Origin of the sequence: Pseudoglutamicibacter cumminsii (assembly GCF_003143995.1) — a bacterium.
Lineage (GTDB): Bacteria > Actinomycetota > Actinomycetes > Actinomycetales > Micrococcaceae > Pseudoglutamicibacter > Pseudoglutamicibacter cumminsii_B.
The window spans coordinates 1-17,215 of record NZ_QFWG01000011.1 but is presented as its reverse complement, the minus strand read 5'-3'; the positions used below and the strand labels follow the sequence as shown (position 1 = coordinate 17,215).

Annotated in this window: 16 protein-coding genes; 6 read left to right on the top strand and 10 right to left on the bottom strand. The window is 58.6% G+C overall.

Features of this window, described 5'->3' with window-relative positions:
• Window positions 1-65: 65 nt before the first annotated feature.
• On the bottom strand, window positions 66-1,121 hold the full coding sequence (locus tag CAY35_RS08060) for an LCP family protein (RefSeq protein ID WP_109304122.1): 1,056 nt from the start codon (window positions 1,119-1,121) through the stop codon (window positions 66-68).
• 170 nt (window positions 1,122-1,291) lie between these two features.
• Window positions 1,292-1,759 carry a pantetheine-phosphate adenylyltransferase gene (coaD, locus tag CAY35_RS08055; RefSeq protein ID WP_109304121.1) on the bottom strand — a complete coding sequence of 156 codons (468 nt, stop codon included), beginning with the start codon at window positions 1,757-1,759 and terminating at the stop codon, window positions 1,292-1,294.
• Window positions 1,760-1,845: 86 nt separating this feature from the next.
• On the opposite strand from coaD, the gene CAY35_RS08050 reads away from it, so the two are divergent.
• Genes CAY35_RS08050 through rsmD form a run of 3 tightly spaced genes read left to right on the top strand, consistent with a single transcriptional unit; the run spans window position 1,846 to window position 4,720 of the window.
• Window positions 1,846-3,153, top strand: coding sequence for an aminotransferase class I/II-fold pyridoxal phosphate-dependent enzyme (locus tag CAY35_RS08050; protein ID WP_109304120.1), 1,308 nt, complete (start codon window positions 1,846-1,848; stop codon window positions 3,151-3,153).
• 11 nt (window positions 3,154-3,164) lie between these two features.
• Window positions 3,165-4,067 carry a spermidine synthase gene (locus CAY35_RS08045; RefSeq protein WP_109304119.1) on the top strand — a complete coding sequence of 301 codons (903 nt, stop codon included), beginning with the start codon at window positions 3,165-3,167 and terminating at the stop codon, window positions 4,065-4,067.
• Complete coding sequence (gene rsmD, locus CAY35_RS08040) at window positions 4,064-4,720, top strand: 16S rRNA (guanine(966)-N(2))-methyltransferase RsmD (protein ID WP_109304118.1); 657 nt, start codon at window positions 4,064-4,066, stop codon at window positions 4,718-4,720. Before CAY35_RS08045 ends, rsmD begins: the two co-directional genes overlap by 4 nt.
• A gap of 18 nt (window positions 4,721-4,738) precedes the next feature.
• On the opposite strand, the gene CAY35_RS08035 is transcribed toward rsmD, so the two are convergent.
• Genes CAY35_RS08035 through CAY35_RS08025 form a run of 3 tightly spaced genes read right to left on the bottom strand, consistent with a single transcriptional unit; the run spans window position 4,739 to window position 9,395 of the window.
• Window positions 4,739-6,970, bottom strand: a complete 2,232-nt coding sequence (locus CAY35_RS08035; protein ID WP_109304117.1) for an ATP-dependent DNA helicase RecG — start codon at window positions 6,968-6,970, stop codon at window positions 4,739-4,741.
• Window positions 6,970-8,103 carry a DAK2 domain-containing protein gene (locus tag CAY35_RS08030; RefSeq protein ID WP_109304116.1) on the bottom strand — a complete coding sequence of 378 codons (1,134 nt, stop codon included), beginning with the start codon at window positions 8,101-8,103 and terminating at the stop codon, window positions 6,970-6,972. Before CAY35_RS08030 ends, CAY35_RS08035 begins: the two co-directional genes overlap by 1 nt.
• A gap of 47 nt (window positions 8,104-8,150) precedes the next feature.
• Complete coding sequence (locus CAY35_RS08025; RefSeq protein ID WP_109304115.1) at window positions 8,151-9,395, bottom strand: LCP family protein; 1,245 nt, start codon at window positions 9,393-9,395, stop codon at window positions 8,151-8,153.
• 109 nt (window positions 9,396-9,504) lie between these two features.
• Between CAY35_RS08025 and CAY35_RS08020 the strand changes: the two genes are divergently transcribed.
• Window positions 9,505-10,092: a DUF3515 domain-containing protein gene (locus tag CAY35_RS08020; RefSeq protein ID WP_109304114.1), complete on the top strand. Its 588-nt coding sequence runs from the start codon at window positions 9,505-9,507 to the stop codon at window positions 10,090-10,092.
• Window positions 10,093-10,146: 54 nt separating this feature from the next.
• Here the strand turns inward: CAY35_RS08020 and CAY35_RS08015 are convergent, their stop codons facing one another.
• The 5 genes from CAY35_RS08015 to CAY35_RS07995 form a co-directional block, all read right to left on the bottom strand.
• Window positions 10,147-11,280 carry a D-alanine--D-alanine ligase family protein gene (locus tag CAY35_RS08015; protein WP_109304113.1) on the bottom strand — a complete coding sequence of 378 codons (1,134 nt, stop codon included), beginning with the start codon at window positions 11,278-11,280 and terminating at the stop codon, window positions 10,147-10,149.
• Entirely contained in the window at window positions 11,277-12,296 is a 1,020-nt protein-coding gene (locus CAY35_RS08010; RefSeq protein WP_109304112.1) for an NAD(P)H-dependent glycerol-3-phosphate dehydrogenase, read from the bottom strand. The genes CAY35_RS08015 and CAY35_RS08010 overlap by 4 nt, the downstream gene beginning before the upstream one ends.
• A 102-nt stretch (window positions 12,297-12,398) precedes the next feature.
• The gene (locus CAY35_RS08005; RefSeq protein WP_109304111.1) at window positions 12,399-13,178 is read right to left on the bottom strand and encodes a lysophospholipid acyltransferase family protein; all 780 of its coding nucleotides are present in this window, start codon (window positions 13,176-13,178) and stop codon (window positions 12,399-12,401) included.
• The gene (murA, locus tag CAY35_RS08000; protein ID WP_109304110.1) at window positions 13,178-14,509 is read right to left on the bottom strand and encodes a UDP-N-acetylglucosamine 1-carboxyvinyltransferase; all 1,332 of its coding nucleotides are present in this window, start codon (window positions 14,507-14,509) and stop codon (window positions 13,178-13,180) included. Before murA ends, CAY35_RS08005 begins: the two co-directional genes overlap by 1 nt.
• 44 nt (window positions 14,510-14,553) lie before the next feature.
• Window positions 14,554-14,769, bottom strand: coding sequence for a hypothetical protein (locus tag CAY35_RS07995; protein WP_109304109.1), 216 nt, complete (start codon window positions 14,767-14,769; stop codon window positions 14,554-14,556).
• Between the two features lie 249 nt (window positions 14,770-15,018).
• Here CAY35_RS07995 and CAY35_RS07990 point away from each other — a divergent pair, with 249 nt between their 5' ends.
• The gene (locus CAY35_RS07990) at window positions 15,019-15,756 is read left to right on the top strand and encodes a hypothetical protein (RefSeq protein WP_109304108.1); all 738 of its coding nucleotides are present in this window, start codon (window positions 15,019-15,021) and stop codon (window positions 15,754-15,756) included.
• 74 nt (window positions 15,757-15,830) lie between these two features.
• Window positions 15,831-17,000 (top strand): hypothetical protein, encoded by a 1,170-nt coding sequence (locus tag CAY35_RS07985; RefSeq protein WP_109304107.1) that lies wholly within the window; start codon window positions 15,831-15,833, stop codon window positions 16,998-17,000.
• The last annotated feature ends 215 nt before the right edge of the window (window positions 17,001-17,215 follow it).

Here is a 17,215-nt window from a genome sequence, read left to right as displayed (position 1 = left end):
TGTTCATGTCTGTGCCTCAGCGTATCGCCACCCTCCTATCTGGTAGCGGAACGCTGTTGCGGAACTTACTTCTTCTGCTCCTCCGGCAAGGACGCATAGAACTCGCCGACAGTGTCGTTGCGTAGTGCTTCACCCAGCGCGGCGATCGCGTCGTAATCCGGCAAAACGATCGACTGGCCATCCGCGCTCCAGCCGCCACCCTTATTCGGCAACGTGAAGCTCACGATGTCTGAGGCGCGCACATTCTTGAGCTGGAGCCCCAGGCCAGTCAGCAGGGCTGGGTCTGAGAATTCTTCGTCCATCGAAATGTATGGAGCGATCGAGTCAACCACTTTGAAAAGCTTGGCTGGATTGGAAAGCGTTTCCTCGCTCAAGACCTTGCCGAACACGGCTTTCAGGAACTTCTGCTGGTTACGTACCCGCTGGTAGTCACCATCTGGGAAGCTCTTGCGTTCACGAACGAAACGCAACGCCCTGTCGCCTTCGATGTGGACTTTGCCTTTCGGATAGTGGTAGTCGGTGTCGTGCGCAACGAAGTCGAAATCGTTGTCCACGGTCACTCCGCCGATGGCCGTCGTGAGGTCACGGAAGCCCTGGAAATCGATGATCGCAACGTGGTCGATGCGGGTGTCCAGTTGGCTTTCAAGGGTCTGGACCAGCAGAGGCACGCCTCCGAAGGCCATCGCAGCGTTAATTTTCGCTTCGCCGTGACCGGGGATGTTGACCCAGGTGTCGCGGAGCATCGAGATGACGTAAACCTTGTCGCGCGATTCTGGGATATGGACGAGCATCATCGAATCGGAGCGCCGGTCCGTTTGAGTCGCATTCGGGTCTATAGCTACCCGTTTACCCTTCCCCGGCCCACCGTCGGCGCCAAGCAGAAGGATGTTGATCGACGTGTCGCCGGGATCCTTTACCGGGCGATCCTCTTCTTCTGGGAATGCGCTCGCGATAGTCGTTGTTTTCTCAAACGCTCTGCCGAACTTTGACGCGAGGCCAAGCCCGGCCCCCACGACTGTAACCATGATGATGAGCAGACAACCTAGGACGACGCGCCCTACGTGCCTTGGCCGGTGCTTCACTCGGCGCGGCACATAGGTGCCGTGCGTAGTTCCGGTCATTGACGATCCTCCGGTAGTCGGTTCGCGACTCTGGGCAGTCCGCGGCTTTCGGTTGTTTAGTTTCAAGTTAGGCCGGCTGTTGTGCGACGTGTGCCGACCGTTCTAAGAATAAGGCGATTTCAGCTTTACTATGTGAATTTAGCTTTACGCTGTGAATTTACGCTGTGAATTTAATCTGCAAATTTGGCGGCGACGCTTTTAGGAACGAATTCCGTAATGTCCCCACCTAGCGATGCCACTTCTTTAATGAGCGACGAAGAAACATACTGGTATTCGGGGTCTCCGAGTATGAATACCGTCTCAACGCCTGTGAGGTGGCGGTTCATCGACGCCATGGGGGTCTCGAATTGGAAATCCTGGCTGTTACGCAGACCTTTCAGGATGGCGCGGGACCCTTTGCGCGCGCAGTAGTCCGCCAATAGCCCGTTCCCCATGGGCTCAACGATGATGCCGCTGATCGAGGACACCTGATCGCGAATCATCTGGACGCGTTCGTCTTCGCTGAAGCGATACGTCTTCGCTGGATTCGTGGATACAGCGACGATCACTTCGTCGAAAAGCGAGGCCGCACGCATGAAGACCTCGAGGTGGCCTTTGTGTACAGGGTCGAATGATCCTGGGCATACAACACGAGTCATGTGAATACTGTGTCACATTTTCCTGGGAGGTTCCTTGTATTGGTGCAGTTCGGGAAGCCTGTGGAGTTCGCCGGTAGTGTAGAGGCATGTCCAGCAGCAACGATCAGAACAGCAGTGACCTGCAGCCGGGTTTTTCTTCGATTCCTGCCCGTGACACGATCGCGCCGTGGTTTCAGGGTGCCCGACGCGCTCGTTTGGCTGGTGAGCATGGTCTGAAGAAGACTATTTTCGAAGAGATTTCGGATCTGGCGCGTCAGCATGATGCGGTGAACCTGGGGCAAGGCTTCCCGGATGACGATGCGCCCCAAGAGTTGGTCGATATCGCTCAACAGATGCTGGCGCGGGGTCACCATCAATACGCTCCGGCGGCAGGTACCAAGGATTTGCGCGAAGCGATCGCTGAGCATCAGCAGGCGTGGTACCGCTTTACTGTGGATCCGGATACACAGGTAGTTGTGACGTCGGGTGCCACTGAGGCGATTGCTGCCGCGGTCCTGGCATTTGTTCGTCCGGGCGACAACATCGTGACGTTCGAGCCGTTCTATGACGCGTACGCCGCTATCACGGGTTTCGCGCGTGTTGAGTTGCGCACGGTTCCGTTGGTTTTCGATGAGGCAACGGGTTCCTTCCAACCGGATTGCGAGGCACTCGCGGAGGCCGTGGATGACAAGACCCGCTTCATCATCGTGAACGATCCGCATAACCCTACGGGCTCGGTGTTCAGTTTGGAGAGCCGTAAGGCGATCGTGAAGGCCGCTGTGGGCGCCTCGGCTTTGATTCTTGCCGATGAGGTCTATGAGCACCTGGTCTACGACGGCGGCTTCCTCCCGTTTTCACATACCCCCGGAGCGTCGGAGCGCACGATCTCGGTGTCTTCGTCCGGTAAGACGTTTTCGCTCACGGGTTGGAAGGTCGGCTGGGCTACGGGCCCAGCTCAGCTGATCGACGCGGTGCGCACCGTCAAGCAGTACCTCACGTTTTCGTCAGGCCCGATGTTCCAACCGGCCATCGCTCATGGATTGCGTATGCCGCGCGAGTTCTTCACCGAGCGGGCTGAAGACATGGGCCGCAAGGCAGAGCTTTTGGTTTCAGCACTTGAGGATGCAGGCGCGAAAGTGATTCGCCCGTGTGGCGGGTATTTTGTGCTCGCGGATATGGCGCCGTTCGGAATTGAGGACGCTACGGAACTCGCGCAGGTTCTTCCGGAGAAAGCTGGAATTGCGGCGATCCCTGTGAGCGCTTTCACGACGCCTCATTTCGAGGGCCGTTACGCGTCTTATCTTCGGTTTGCGGCGTGCAAGTCGTACGAGACAGTTGAGGAAGGCGCCAACCGCATCCGTGCTTCGCTCGCAGATGTTGCCCGCGAGGTAGCTCGCGGAGACGCTCAAGCTTGAACGGAGCCGACATGAACATGGACGGTCCACTCGATTCTTCGCGTCCGAGCGGTTCCGAGTTCGTTGCGAGCGAGGTCTTGGGATCCGGTGCGGTGGCTGCTTGGTGGCGTTCCCCATGGATTCCAGGCGGTTTGACGCTGGATATCGATGGCGCCGAGCAGTCCACGATCTTCCCCGAGGATCAATCGCGGCTCCTGTATGACTATCTGCAGTGGATGCAAGCGGCTCTTCAGCTGTGGACCGTGCCCCGCATCGAGCCCGGATCCGCGACGTTCATCCACCTCGGTGGGGGCGGCTTGTCGCTCCCGCGGGCCCTGGCGGTAGCTGACCCGGCTGGCACGCACATCGTGGTGGATCTGGACCCTGACCTGATCGATGTGGTTTTGGCGCGGGTTCCGTTCCCGAGCGAGAAAGCTCCTGTGGTGATCGCGGGCGATGTGCGTGATGCGTTGCCGCGGGCAGTTGAAGCGGCCGGTGGGCTGGCTGATGCGCTTGTTCTGGACATCGCGATTGAGCCGGACTCCCCGGACCGTCTCTTCGATCCGGAGTTCATGACTGAGATGTTCGATGCGGTACGTGCTGGTGGCCTCGTGCTGATCAATATCGGCGATGATCCGGGGCTCGATGCGACGCGCCGCATGGCGGGTTCACTCGAGCAGGCTGGCGGCAGCTATTTTGTGGCGGCTGATTCTTCGATGTTCACGCTCGCGATGCCTGGGAACGTGGTTCTCGGTGCGCGGAAGGATGCGGGGGCGCAAAGGGATGCCGGCGCGTTCGATGCGGACGAGCTGGCCGCGCTGCACGCGGCGGGCCCGCGCCCTGGAACGGTCATGGGTCCGGCCGAGTTTTCTGAACTGTTCGTTCGCCATGATCGCGGCGGATCATCAAACACCCCAGGCTGGGAGGACAAATGAGCCGAATCATCGCTGGTGTCGCAGGTGGCCGTAAGCTCGACAGCGTCGCGGGGCAAGACACCCGCCCGACCACCGACCGGGTCAAGGAAGCGTTGTTCTCCCGCCTCGATTCGTGGGATGTTCTCACCGATGCCAGGGTTCTGGATCTGTTCGCGGGCTCCGGCGCGCTCGGCATCGAAAGTTTGTCGCGTGGCGCCCGGAGCGCGATTCTAGTGGATCATGCCCGCTCGGCCGTCACAGCTTTGCGACCAAATGCGAAGCTCATCAACTCAGTGCTGGGCCTCGGTTCGGCGCGTCAAGGAACATCAAATGCAGGCGCGAGGGTTGAGCAGGCTAAAGCCGCAACCTTCCTCGCCAACTATGCGGGACCTTCGTTCACGCTCGCGTTCCTCGACCCTCCCTACCCCATGAGTAGCGAAGACGTGGACGCGATCCTCACGGCGCTCGTTCCCCATCTGGATCACGATGCGGTGGTGTGCCTCGAACGTGCCTCCAGCTCCCCTGCCCCGCAGTGGCCGGAAGGGCTTTCAGCGCTAAAGCCGCGCCGCTACGGAGAGACGACGTTGCACTTTGCCGAAACACCTATAGCCGAGACACCCATCGCAGAGACACCTGTGACTGAAGCACCCGCGGACGAGACACCCACGCCCTAGCGCTGCACCCATCGCAGTTTAGGAGCGTTGCAGGTACGCCGCGCTCTCCGAGTCTTCAAGTTCGGCCACGAGCCGCGCTAGCTCAGGGTGAGCCGCACGCCAACCCGGCGCGACGATCTGCTGAGCGTCCTCGCGCGCCGCTTGGATCACATCGGCGTCCCGCATGACCCGCAAAAGGTTGAGCGTCGATTTCCCGCCGGACTGGTTCTGCCCCAGAATGTCGCCTTCACGGCGGAGCTTGACGTCCTCTTCCGCGAGCTTGAAACCGTCGGTTGTCGAGGCGACCGTCTCGAGCCGTTCAACAGACGGGTGTTGGCGTTCAAGGTTCGTGACCAGCAGGCACGTTCCGGGCAGATTCCCGCGACCGATACGTCCACGCAGCTGGTGCAGCTGCGAGATACCGAACGCATCGGCGTCAATGATTGCCATGACGGTAGCATTCGGAACGTCTACGCCCACCTCGATCACTGTCGTCGCAAGCAAAACGTCACTGCGGTGGTTTTCAAAGTCCGCCATCGCTTGCGCTTTGTCCTCGGGATCCATAGCGCCATGCAAAACGCCGATGCGCACGTCCTTAAGCGCCGGATGCGCGGCGAGGACTACGTACATGGTTTCAAGCGGGGTGCGTTGCGCGTGTGCCTCGTGTGTTTGAACCTCGAGCGGCAACATCCCGTCTTCCGGCGATACCGTCGCGGTGTCGGAACCGGAGGCCACATCCTCGCTCGCTGTGATCCGCGGAACCACAACGTACGCTTGGTGTCCTTTGGCGACCTCGTCGCGGATCAGCGTGAAGATGCGTTCCTTCCACGCAGGTAGGGCTAGCGGCACGACGTAGGTGCTGACTTCCGCGCGCCCCGCAGGCAAACCTTTGAGCGTCGAAACATCGACGTCACCGAACACCGTCATCGCTACGGTGCGCGGAATCGGCGTAGCCGTCATGACAAGCATGTGCGGCGTGGCGCCCGCGCCGTCTCGCAACTTATCGCGCTGCTCAACGCCAAAGCGGTGCTGCTCATCAACCACCACGAGCCCGAGCTCCGCGAACTGAACGTTATCCGAGATCAGAGCGTGCGTACCCACCACGATCCCGGCCTGCCCCGAGGCCGCGGCCAACAAGGTCTCGCGCTTCTGGCCCGTCTTGAGTGAGCCCGTCAACAGCTCAACCCTCGTGGCTGTTTCCGGGGCACCCAGCTCACCGGCCCGCGCAAGATCACCGAGCATCGACCGCAACGTCGCGGCATGCTGCTGAGCCAAAACCTCAGTTGGCGCCATGAACGCTGCCTGGCCACCCGCATCGACAACCTGGAGCATCGCGCGTAACGCAACCAGCGTTTTACCCGAACCAACATCACCCTGAACCAGCCGGTTCATGGGGTGCGGCCGTGCCAGGTCCTGAGCGATCTGCTCGCCGACCTCCTGCTGACCCGGTGTTAAAGCGAAAGGCAAAGACGCATCGAAAGCCTCGAGCAGACCTCCACCACGCAACGGGCGTGACACAGCTGTTTGCCCTGCGACGGCCGCCTTACGGTCAGCCAAAAACGTCTGCAAAACCAAAGCCTCTTGGAACACGAAACGCTCGCGTGCCTTAAACGCCTCGGTCAACGTGTCCGGCTGATGGATTGAACGCAACGCGCTCACACGGTCCGGAAGCCGGTGGCGCTCCCGCACCGAGGCTTCGATCGGGTCAGCGAACGCATCCGGATTGATATCTTCAAGTAGCTTCGCCTGCAAGGTCCGCATACGGATCTGCCCAAATTTGCCCTTGAGCGGATAGATCGGGAACGGCTTAGCTTCGGCTTCCTGATCCTCTCCCAGTAACGTGTACTCCGGATGCGAAAGCTGCAACGCGCCCTTATAGGCAGTGACCTTGCCGCTGAAAACAGCGCGCGTCCCAGGCGTCAGCTGCTGAGCGGCAACATAACCGTTGAAGAACGTCATCGGCATGAGCCCGCCGTCTTGCTCGGACTCGACCTCAATTTCGAGCAAGAACCCCTTGCGCCGGTGCATCCTGCGTTGATGTGCGTGGATGACCCTCGCGGCAACAGTGACGTCCTCACCGAGCGGAAGGTCACGCACCGCAGTCAACTCCCCCACATCGAGATAACGACGAGGGATGTGCGTGAGCATCTGTTCAACCGTTTGGAAGCCGAAAGCTTTCTGAACCGCCTGGGCGTCACGTGCACCTAAGGCTTCAGATAACGGCGTGTTAGGGATCAAGGAACCCTTGGTCGCGTTTGACTCGTTCGACATCAGCGCGCTCTGCCAGTCTCGGTAGCACCAGTCTCGCTAGCCCCGCAGGCTGCTGCGCCGCCATGATGACCTGGCTGAGTTGTCTGGCCTGGCTGTGGGGAGCCAACTTGAGACAGCGGCGTGACCACCACATCGGTAGGTTCCCCCGCTTTGCTGATGATGTCGAGCGCAACCGATTCCGTTGGAACATGAACATGCACACGCCACGTCAGAGAGTCGTCGACGCGCCCCTGGCTCGCGCTCGCATGGTTGTATCCGCTGTATTCCGGATCCCGTTCAGGTGCGGGATCCATAGCCGACATCACAACGGACTCACCCACGGCGTCGAGCGCGGCCCGCATGAGTGCCGCGTCCAGAGCAGACGCCGCGACAGTGCACACAACCTCGACCCCATCAGTGGCAGGGATCTGCTCGATGCCTAGCTCACCGGGGTCTTGATATCCAGGGAGGTCCTTATACGGTTCAGGGTCGACCTCGCCTCCGCGCACGGCTGCGAGCAAGCAGTTGATGATGATGACGAAACCAACTGCGCCCGCATCCACGACGGCGATATCGGTCAGCTCTTTGAGGCGGCTCTGTGTATGTTGCGCCTCGATGAGGCTCGCTTGCCATGCGGCCTCGAGAGTCCCGACGAGCGCAAGCGCTTCCAGCTCACGGTCCTGACGTGTACGCCGGCCTTGCGAGCTTGCATGCGTCCGGGCGGCCTGACTCGCGGCAGCCATGACAGAGAGAATCGTTCCACCCACTGGCTCAGATAACGCAGACCATGCTCTCAAACGGCCCGCTTCCAAGCTCTCGGCGAGCGCGAACGCTGTGAGGTCTTCTATGCCTGCGAGCGATTCACCCATACCTAGGAGGAAAACCGAGATGAGGGATCCCGAGTTTCCTTGCGCTGAGCCGAGAGCCTGCCTTGCGGCTACGGCAAGGTGGTGGCCAAGGTCTGCGTGGGGTTCTTGTGTGGCGAGCGTTTCGTGTGCGGTGCGCATCGTGGCCACTAGGTTGGTTCCAGTATCACCATCCGGGACGGGGAACACGTTGATGGCGTTGAGAGCTTCTTGTTGACGGGTCAGCTCGGTAACGCTGAGCTTCAGCCACTCTTCGAGCGCTGAAAACCCTGTACGGATTTCCGTCATCGTTCCCTCCCTCCGGCATAACTGGCCACTACGCTGGCTTAGCTTACTTATTTAGCTAGCCCGTAGCGAGTCATGAAGTCTTTCATGCCGCCTTCGCGCATCGCTTTGGAGAACTCCCCGATCGCGTCCATGTCGGGAATCACGATGGACTGGCCATCGGCGCTTGTCCCGGTGCCTTTATTCGGCAGGGTCATGAAGTGGAAGTCGTTCGACCTGATACCGGGCATCGAGGCACCAAGTTTCATGAGGCTCCAGCCGGTCAACGTTTCATCACGTGTCATGTATGGAGCCATGGCGCCGACGGTGTTGGTCATCTTGACCGGATCCAAGATCGTCTGTGGGCTCAGCATCTTGGAGAAGATCACTTTCACAAGCTGCTGCTGGTTCTTGACTCGCTGATAGTCGCCGTCTTGGAATGCATAGCGTTCCCGCACGAACCACAAAGCCTGCTTACCGTTGACGTCCATGCGGCCTTCATAGTGAGTGCCTGCCTTATCGAACGGCTTTGGGACGTCGATTGTGACGCCACCCAGCGCGTCGACCATGCCTTCAAAACCGGAGAAGTCGATCGTCATGACGTGATCGATCGGGACGTTGAACAGGTTCTCCAGGGTTGCGACCGTAAGCGGCATCTTCCCCAACGCATAGGCTGCGTTGATCTTCGCTTCGCCGTGGCCCGGGATCGTAACCCACGTGTCACGCATGATCGATGTCACGTACACGCCGTCCCTGTTCGATGGGATGTGCATGAGCATCATCGTGTCGGTGCGGCCGGCGTCTTTATTGCCGTCACGCGAGTCATTGCCGAGGAGCAAGATGTTGACGGACTTGTCCCCCGCAGCGTGTTGCGGACGCTCCCCTTGCGGGAACGCCTCAGCCACCGGGATCGCGTGGGACTCGTTGAACTTGGAGGCAAGTACCGCAGCATAACCACCGAGCGCGGCAACCAGGACCACAACGATCGTCAGCAGGGTTATGAGGACCCGCTTGCCGGTTTTCTTCTTGCGACGCTTACGATGCGGTTGTTGCGGCTGTTGGTACGGCTCGCTGTTCTGCCACTGCTGCTGTTGCCACGGCTGTGCCTGCTGCGGATAGCCGTAACCTACCGGGCCGCCTTGATAGCCGTTGCCACTTTGGTAGCCGCCGTCGCCGTAGCCGCCGTAGCCCTGTTGTCCTGAATACGAAGATCCAGAGCCGTAGCTTGAACTGCCCGACGAGGTAGCACTGAACTCGTCGCCCCACTGATCGTCGTCATAACGATCAGGGTCAACGTCAAACCTCCGGTCGCTCATTCGCGGCCTCCAACTTCTTCCAAAACGAATTGCCGTACACAGAATCACTGCCGTACACAGAATCTATACACAGGATTCTAGTTCCGTAGCCTGTAGATAAACTGGAGGTATGCGTGCAAGTTCCGTTTTTCGCCAACCGTTCGTCTCAGGACGCTCGAGCCAGCCATACCGCTCTCGCGTACGCAAGGCTTCGATCGCGACTGTACTGGCTCTAGGTGCGGGTCTTTCCTTGAGCGGCTGTAGCGAACCCGTTGAAGTCACACCCGCTGAGAACGCGGCCGATGCCCGATGCGCGCAAGTCATGATCACCCTGCCACGCGAAATCTCTGGCCAGCCTAAACGGAAGACCACAAGCCAAGCCACCGCGGCGTGGGGTCAGCCAGCTTCCGCGATTCTCAAATGTGGCGAGATCGCTCCTGCTGTGACATCCGATCGGTGCTCAACCATTGACGAGGTCGACTGGACTGCGCGGGAAAACAACGACGGCACATGGACGATCGCGACCTACGGACGCGAGCCCTACATCACTATCACAATCGACACAGCACGCATCTCGTCCTCAGACGTCGCAGTTGCCGTCTCTGACGCCGTCAAGAACAACGAAGCGACGAAACGGTGCTCGTCGGCACGTGACCTCAATTTGGATACGCCTGAAGACCTCGACGAAGACGTCGTCAGCAAAGGCGCAGACAGCTAAAGGCGCAGGCAGCTAAACCAGCCAACTAAACGCGCAGGAGGCTAGCGAAATGCGCTAGCGGAGCAGCCCTGCTCGGCGCTCTAGTGCGAGCGTGATCAGCTCCGTAATCAAATCCTCATACGGTAGCCCGCTCGCCGCCCACAACTGCGGGTACATGCTGATCGGCGTGAAGCCGGGCATCGTGTTGATCTCGTTGATGATCCACTCGCCGGTCTCGTCCAAGAAAAAGTCCACGCGCGCAGGACCTTCGCAGCCCAACGCGTCATACGCAACGATCGCCTGTTCCTGGAGCGAGGCAGCCTGCTCATCAGTCAGCCGCGCGGGAGCCTCGGTGCGGGCGTTATCGTCCGCCAAGTACTTCGACTCGTAGTCGTACAGATCAGCCGCGGCCGCATCGACCACAACCTCACCACCAACCGAAGCACGCGTCGGCATTCCACGGCGTCCTTCAAGCGCTGCGCATTCGATCTCACGGCCCGAAATACCCTGCTCTACCAAAACCTTCGGGTCATGCATCCGCGCCTCCTCAATCGCAAGGCTCAAGTCCTCACGATCATCAACGCGAACAACGCCCTGCGAAGAACCCGCGCGAGCAGGCTTCACAAACAAGGGAAGCTCAAGGCCCTCACAGCGGTCTAGGCACCCCTGAGGATCAGCGTCCCACGCGCGGTCAGTGACCACCTGATACGGCCCCACACGCAAACCGGCAGCGCTGAAAGCCATCTTCATCAGATGCTTATCCATACCCACAGCCGAGGCCGCTACACCGGAGCCCACATAGGGAACACCGAGCAGCTCCAAGAAGCCCTGAACCGTGCCATCCTCACCGTATGGACCATGCAACAGAGGGAACACAACATCGATCCCAGCGAGCATCTTAACCATCTCACCAGGCTGAGCATCCGTCACCAAGCGAGCAGCCGCATCGGAATCCTCAGAACGCATGAGCCGCACCGGCTGCCCCTGCAGCTCGACGACCGGCTCAACACCGCCATCGAACGAATACGTGAGAACCTGCTGAGGAGGAACCACGGTCCAACGGCCGTCCTGCGTCACACCCACCGGAATCACCGTGAACCGATCCGTGTCGATAGCGCGCAAAACACCGGCCGCGGTCACGCACGAAACCGAGTGCTCACTCGACTGGCCGCCGAACAGGAGCAGAACTCTTTTTTGAGACGTCGTCACTGGTTACGCTCCTCAGATTTCAAATCGCGGTCAAGTAATAGTTTCGGCATCTTGATAACAGGCACGGAGCCGTCCAGAACCTTCGACGCTGCAGCGGCGATCGGCATGTCAACGCCGTTCTCGTGGGCAAGCTCCAAAACCGCCGAACAGCTCTTGACGCCCTCGGCAACCTGCGTCATCTTCGACGTCACCTGGTCCATGCTGAGCCCCTGCCCAAACAAACGTCCCGCAGTGTAGTTACGCGACAACGACGACGCGCACGTCGCCACAAGGTCGCCCATTCCGGCGAGCCCCGACATCGTCTCAGCCTTACCGCCTATCGCCACGGCTAAACGCGTGGTCTCGGCAAGCCCACGCGTGATCACAGTCGCCTTCGTGTTGTCACCCATGCCCATGCCGTCGCACATGCCGACAGCTAGGGCGATGATGTTCTTCACGATGCCGCCGATCTCAGCGCCGATAACGTCGCGGTTCGTATACGGACGGAAATACGCCGCGGTGCACGCCTGCGCTACCGCATCAGCAGTTTCGGTTACAGAGCACGCAACCACCGACGCGGTCGGTTCCTCCCGCGCGATCTCCCGCGCGAGATTCGGGCCTGAAAGGACCACAAGCTTGTCATCCGAGGTCCCCAGGACTTCCTGGACAACCTGCGTCATACGCAAGCCCGTGCCCCGCTCAAGGCCCTTCATGAGAGAAACAATAACTGCGTCAGCTGGGATCGCGTCCGCCCACTGCGTGAGCTGTTCACGCAATGTCTGCGCAGGAACCGCCAAAACCACCATCTCCGCGCCATTCAGCGCGGCTACGGCGTCCGATGTCGCAGTGATGTTGAAAGGCAACGTCAAGTCACCGAGGTAGCCACTATTGGTGTGTTTCGTAGCGATCTCTTCGGCCACCTCATCACGGCGGGCCCACAAGGTTACAGTCGCTTCCGGGTTGGCGTCTGCCAGAACCTTTGCGAACGTGGTTCCCCACGAACCCGAACCCATGACGGTGAGATTCTTCACGCGCATGCCTCCAACGCTGTGCTGTGCTCTAAAGCGTTTATCTATTCTGAAGCGTTCATCTGTCCTGAAGCGTTCATCTTCACGCCTGCTTGCGACTGACGCCGCCCGTTACCAGTCCTCTTGCTCTTCACGGCGCCGCTTTTCCTCTTCGCGTCGCTTGAGCTGTTCCTCCCGGTCACCTGTAGGCGACCACGGGACCTCTGGCGGTTCTTCGCCGCGCAGATCAGCAACCAAGTACATCATGTGCTTCGTGATGCGGCTGGTTGCCTCATCCAGAACGGAACGGGTCATAGGCCCTTCACGCAGATCATCCATCTCGATCTCGGAGCCTGCCATGACCACGGTCGCTTTCCGAGGGAACAACCGTAGCCTACGTGGCTTGCCTCCCAGAAGTTCCTGGTCGCCCCAGTGAACTACCGGAACGATGGGCGCATTGGTTTTCAATGCAAGCCGGGCTGCGCCGGTACGCGCCTCCATCGGCCACTTATCCGGGTCCTTCGTCAAGGTACCTTCCGGATAGATGATGATGACGCCGCCGCGCCCGATGACTTCGGCAGCGGCCTCGAGCGAAAGCTTAGCGCCAGGGCCGCCACGCTCGACTGGAATCTGCCCGGTCGCTTTCAGAATCCGACCCACAACCGGAATCTTGAACAGTGAGGCCTTCGCGAGGAAACGCGGAAGGAGCTTGTGCGCGTACAAGGCTTCAGCCACGATCAGCGGATCAAGTTCGCTGATGTGGTTCGAAACAATGATCGAACCCGGTTTGATCGAACCCAAGCCAACCCAGGTTCGCTTGAGCATCAGCGCCAAAGTGGGCCGCACGAACGATGCGGCGAAACCAAAAGTGAAACGTGCGGCGCGGGTTTCGTTAGATCCCTTCCGCGCCATCAGTTGTTCTGTTCCTTGAGCTCAACATCGGCGCCAAGAGCGAGCAACTTATCGATGAAGTGTTCGTAGCCGCGATTGATGAGGTCGATACCGGTCGCGTTCGAGACGCCGTCTGCAGCGAGAGCCGCGATCACGTGGGAAAAACCGCCGCGCAAGTCCGGGATCACAAAGTCTGCGCCCTTGAGCTGGGACTTACCCGTGATGACTGCCGAGTGCAGGAAGTCGCGGTTACCGAAGCGGCACGGAAGCGAACCGAGGCACTGACGATGCAACTGGATCGTGGCACCCATGCGCTTGAGCGCGTCAGTGAAGCCGAAACGGTTCTCATACACGGTCTCGTGAACAATCGAAACGCCGGTCGCCTGGGTCAGCGCAACCACGAGCGGCTGCTGCCAGTCCGTCATAAAGCCTGGATGCACATCGGTCTCAAGAACCAGCGGGTTGAGCTCACCACCCGGGTGGAAGAACCGGATCCCTTCGTTCTGTACCTCGAACTCACCACCAAGTCGGCGATAGCAGTTCAGGAACGCAGAGAGATCCTTCTGCGCGGCACCCTTAACGAGGATGTCGCCACCCGTCGCCAGCGCTGCCGAAGCCCACGATGCACCCTCATTACGGTCAGGCAGCGCAGTGTGGTCGTAGGCTCGCAGGGACTCGACGCCTTCAATCACGAGCGTGCGTTCACCGCGAAGATCGATGATCGCGCCCATCTTCTGCAAAACAGAAATGAGGTCCTGAATCTCAGGCTCAACCGCAGCGTTTTTGAGCTCAGTAATGCCCTTGGCCCGAACCGCAGTCAGCAGAACCTGCTCGGTAGCGCCCACGGATGGGTACGGAAGCTCAACCTTTGCACCGTAGAGGCCGTTGCGAGCCGAAATGGTGATCCCGTTCGGGGCCTTGTCGACGATCGCACCGAACTCCCGCAAAACCTGCAAGTGGTAGTCGATCGGACGGTCGCCAATACGGCAACCGCCGAGGTCTGGGATGAAAGCTTCCCCGATCGTGTGCATGAGAGGTCCACAGAACAGGATCGGAATGCGCGAGTCCCCAGCGTACGCATCAATCTCCGCGCTTGAAGCCGTCTTCGCGCCGGACGGATCCATCACGATCTCACCCTTGGCATGGTCCACATCCACAGTGACGCCGTGCAGCCGCAACAAGCCGGCAACCACATCGACATCCTTAATCTGAGGCACGTTACGCAAGATCGACTTACCGCTACCCAACAGGGACGCGACCATCGCCTTAGGCACCAGATTCTTGGCGCCGCGAACGGTCACTTCACCGTTGAGAGGGCGGCCACCGTTAATGGACAAGACCTTAGTCGTCACGCTTCAGTATTCCTTGTCATGAGCGGGCAATGGACGGCACGGGATCAACCCGTAAGTTCCTCACCATCATATAGGTCGGCACGCATAACACGTGGGAGGAAACTCATCCCGGCTCCACGCGTTGGATCAAATACCTTGATCTTCGAGCTTCGTTCATGGAGTCGGCTCAGCTTGGCTTTTGAATCGTAGGAACGGTCAAACTCATCCCCAAGTTCGTCAAGCAAGAGTGGCACGATCGTCTTCAAACCATCTTTAGCCACGAGAGTGCTTCTTCCCAAGGGTCTTGCGCCCTGGCGCGGAGGGCGATGAGTGTCCCGTGGTGACGTGCTTAACGCTAGGATCATTTTATCCACTGATCTGAAATATTATTTCTCTTCAGATCAAGGATCTTTTTCGTTGAACGTGCGTCGGATGCGCTATGCGTTTTTGTGCTTCTTTATGTTCATGTTTGACCGGTTACTTGGATCATTACTGCTACGTGCTAGGGGTTGTGTTTTGAAAAACGTCATATGCTCGCGGGAATCGCCGCTTCGAGCATGCTGGTCATTGGTTCGGCTATGCCGGCGTTGGCTGATACGGGAAACGGTTCTTTGAATGAGCTGGCAAGTCTCAATCCTGGAACCTCGGTCACCGAGCTGAGAGATTCGCTGGGTGAGTTCGCACAGGACGAAGGAATCAGTTTGGACGAAGCCGTTAATCGGGCTTTGTCCGAGAGTAAGGCTTCGGTGCGGGAAGCGAAATCGGTCGATTCTCTGGCTAATCGAAGCGTTGCTTCGGCCCGCAGCAGTAGCGGGGGCAACGGTACCGTTACCTTGGGTCCTGCAAAGCGTAAGGGTGATATTTTCGTCTCTCCTGCTTCGACGTTTTTCGTTCAGCATGGCCACACAGGCATTTACTACTCAACCGCAACCATCGTGGAAGCTCCCGGGACCGGAAAGAATAGCCGATCGATCGCAGCCAAAAAGGTGAAAGTAGGCAAGGGCGCGGTGAAGCAGTACGTTAGGACTACATCGACCAATAGAGGTAAGGCTGCTAACTATGCCTTCAACAAATTGCTCGGCAAGGGATATAACTCCAATTTTGCCGTGAACAAGTCGACGACCGGTTCGAAGATGAATTGTTCGCAGTTGGTGTGGGCGGCCTACAAGGCGGCGACGATGATTGATCTCGACGGCAACGGAGGTCCTGGCGTTTATCCTTACAACATTAAGGATTCCTCAAAGACAGTGACGTACAAGACCCTCTAAACGTACTGGAAAACTAGTATTTGGGCCGGCCTAAGATTGGGCCGGCCCAAACTCTGTATCAGAATGGAACATTCATGATTCACGGACGTCGTATCATCACCGCAGCGGCAGTGTCGGCCACTGTTTTTACCCTGGTTAGCTGTTCACCAGCTGATCCCCCATCCCAAAAAACCGAGGCTCTAGGCGAGGCCGCGTACGCACTGTGCTTCAGTGCTCAGAGCCGTGACATGGATGGGAAAAGCCAAGACGGAAAGGTTTTGCTGGTAAACGACGATGGTGCTTTTTCAGAAGTGCAGACCTGGGGCATGGACATGTGCTCGATGGCGTGGACTGAGAAGGGGCTGTTCTTCAGTGATATGAAGACCGACTATTTACTTGATGGTAACGGCATGAAGAGTTTTGAGAATGCAAAAACGGACAGCCAATACGCCATGCTTGCCACCACGCCGGATACTGTAGTGGGACTTTATAATCTGGGCTTCAGCGACGTCGGGTATACGACTCAGGTTGTGACCACCACCAGTTCCGGAAGCTCTCTAGCCGAAGTTGAAGGTAGCTATTTCATTGCTGCTCAGTGCGAGGGGGAGGTCTTCGGGATAGGTTTGGCTACCGGTCCATATTCGAAGACGGGTGATCCTGATACAGAGCCCATGGTTCTCAGCCAATTAACTGGCACGAACGATGGCAAGGAGAAAGTTGTCGGCAGCAGTACTCAGGCTAGAGAGGGCGCGGTACTCAATGATGCGCCATGCCTTAATGGAAAGATCTACTACATCTCTGACGAGAGACGAGGTGGATTGGATGTTGCTGCTAAGCCCGTTTTATCGATTTGGGACACCAAGCCCGGTAAGTATGAGAGCAAGGCCCTGAGCTCAGATGAAGTGACCGAGCCTTTCATCAGTGAAGATGGTACAGGCTTTCCTCATGTAACCCGTCAGTCGCTGAAGGACGGAAAGCTTGAGTGGTACGGGGTTAAGGATTCGATCATGTCCACGGACATCAAGACGGGACATACGGAACGCAAATTTAGCGTTGAAGGATATAGCGATAATTCCGCTTCATCCGTGGCGATCTTCACTGATACTGAGGTTGTCGTCATGGCAGATAATAATGATGGTTCTCCGTACAGAATTTTGCGTTATGACCGGTCCACCGGCGAAGAAGTGGGGCGGGTCGTGCTGGATGACGATCCGGCAAAAATCAGTAGCGGTCTCTTCTTTAGGGGATTTGCAGTGAGGCCGTAAAGTGAAGCGCCCTGGGTTTGGTGGAGGCTCCAGAGTTATGGAACGAGAATGGAGCCATGGTCCAACACATGAACAAGGGACGCCGCTATTCGACCGAGGAGAAGGCTGCGGCGGTCCGGATGGTGCGAACGCTCCGCGCCGAGCTCGGTACGAGCCAAGGAACGACCTCGCGGGTGGCTGAGCAACTCGGTTATGGTGTCGAGTCAGTGCGCTCC

Coding starts and splice junctions, on each gene's coding strand:
- CAY35_RS08060 (WP_109304122.1), bottom strand. CDS start 1,121: ATGACCGGAACTACGCACGGCACCTATGTGCCGCGCCGAGTGAAGCAC.
- coaD (WP_109304121.1), bottom strand. CDS start 1,759: ATGACTCGTGTTGTATGCCCAGGATCATTCGACCCTGTACACAAAGGC.
- CAY35_RS08050 (WP_109304120.1), top strand. CDS start 1,846: ATGTCCAGCAGCAACGATCAGAACAGCAGTGACCTGCAGCCGGGTTTT.
- CAY35_RS08045 (WP_109304119.1), top strand. CDS start 3,165: ATGAACATGGACGGTCCACTCGATTCTTCGCGTCCGAGCGGTTCCGAG.
- rsmD (WP_109304118.1), top strand. CDS start 4,064: ATGAGCCGAATCATCGCTGGTGTCGCAGGTGGCCGTAAGCTCGACAGC.
- CAY35_RS08035 (WP_109304117.1), bottom strand. CDS start 6,970: ATGTCGAACGAGTCAAACGCGACCAAGGGTTCCTTGATCCCTAACACG.
- CAY35_RS08030 (WP_109304116.1), bottom strand. CDS start 8,103: ATGACGGAAATCCGTACAGGGTTTTCAGCGCTCGAAGAGTGGCTGAAG.
- CAY35_RS08025 (WP_109304115.1), bottom strand. CDS start 9,395: ATGAGCGACCGGAGGTTTGACGTTGACCCTGATCGTTATGACGACGAT.
- CAY35_RS08020 (WP_109304114.1), top strand. CDS start 9,505: ATGCGTGCAAGTTCCGTTTTTCGCCAACCGTTCGTCTCAGGACGCTCG.
- CAY35_RS08010 (WP_109304112.1), bottom strand. CDS start 12,296: ATGCGCGTGAAGAATCTCACCGTCATGGGTTCGGGTTCGTGGGGAACC.
- CAY35_RS08005 (WP_109304111.1), bottom strand. CDS start 13,178: ATGGCGCGGAAGGGATCTAACGAAACCCGCGCCGCACGTTTCACTTTT.
- CAY35_RS07990 (WP_109304108.1), top strand. CDS start 15,019: ATGCTCGCGGGAATCGCCGCTTCGAGCATGCTGGTCATTGGTTCGGCT.
- CAY35_RS07985 (WP_109304107.1), top strand. CDS start 15,831: ATGATTCACGGACGTCGTATCATCACCGCAGCGGCAGTGTCGGCCACT.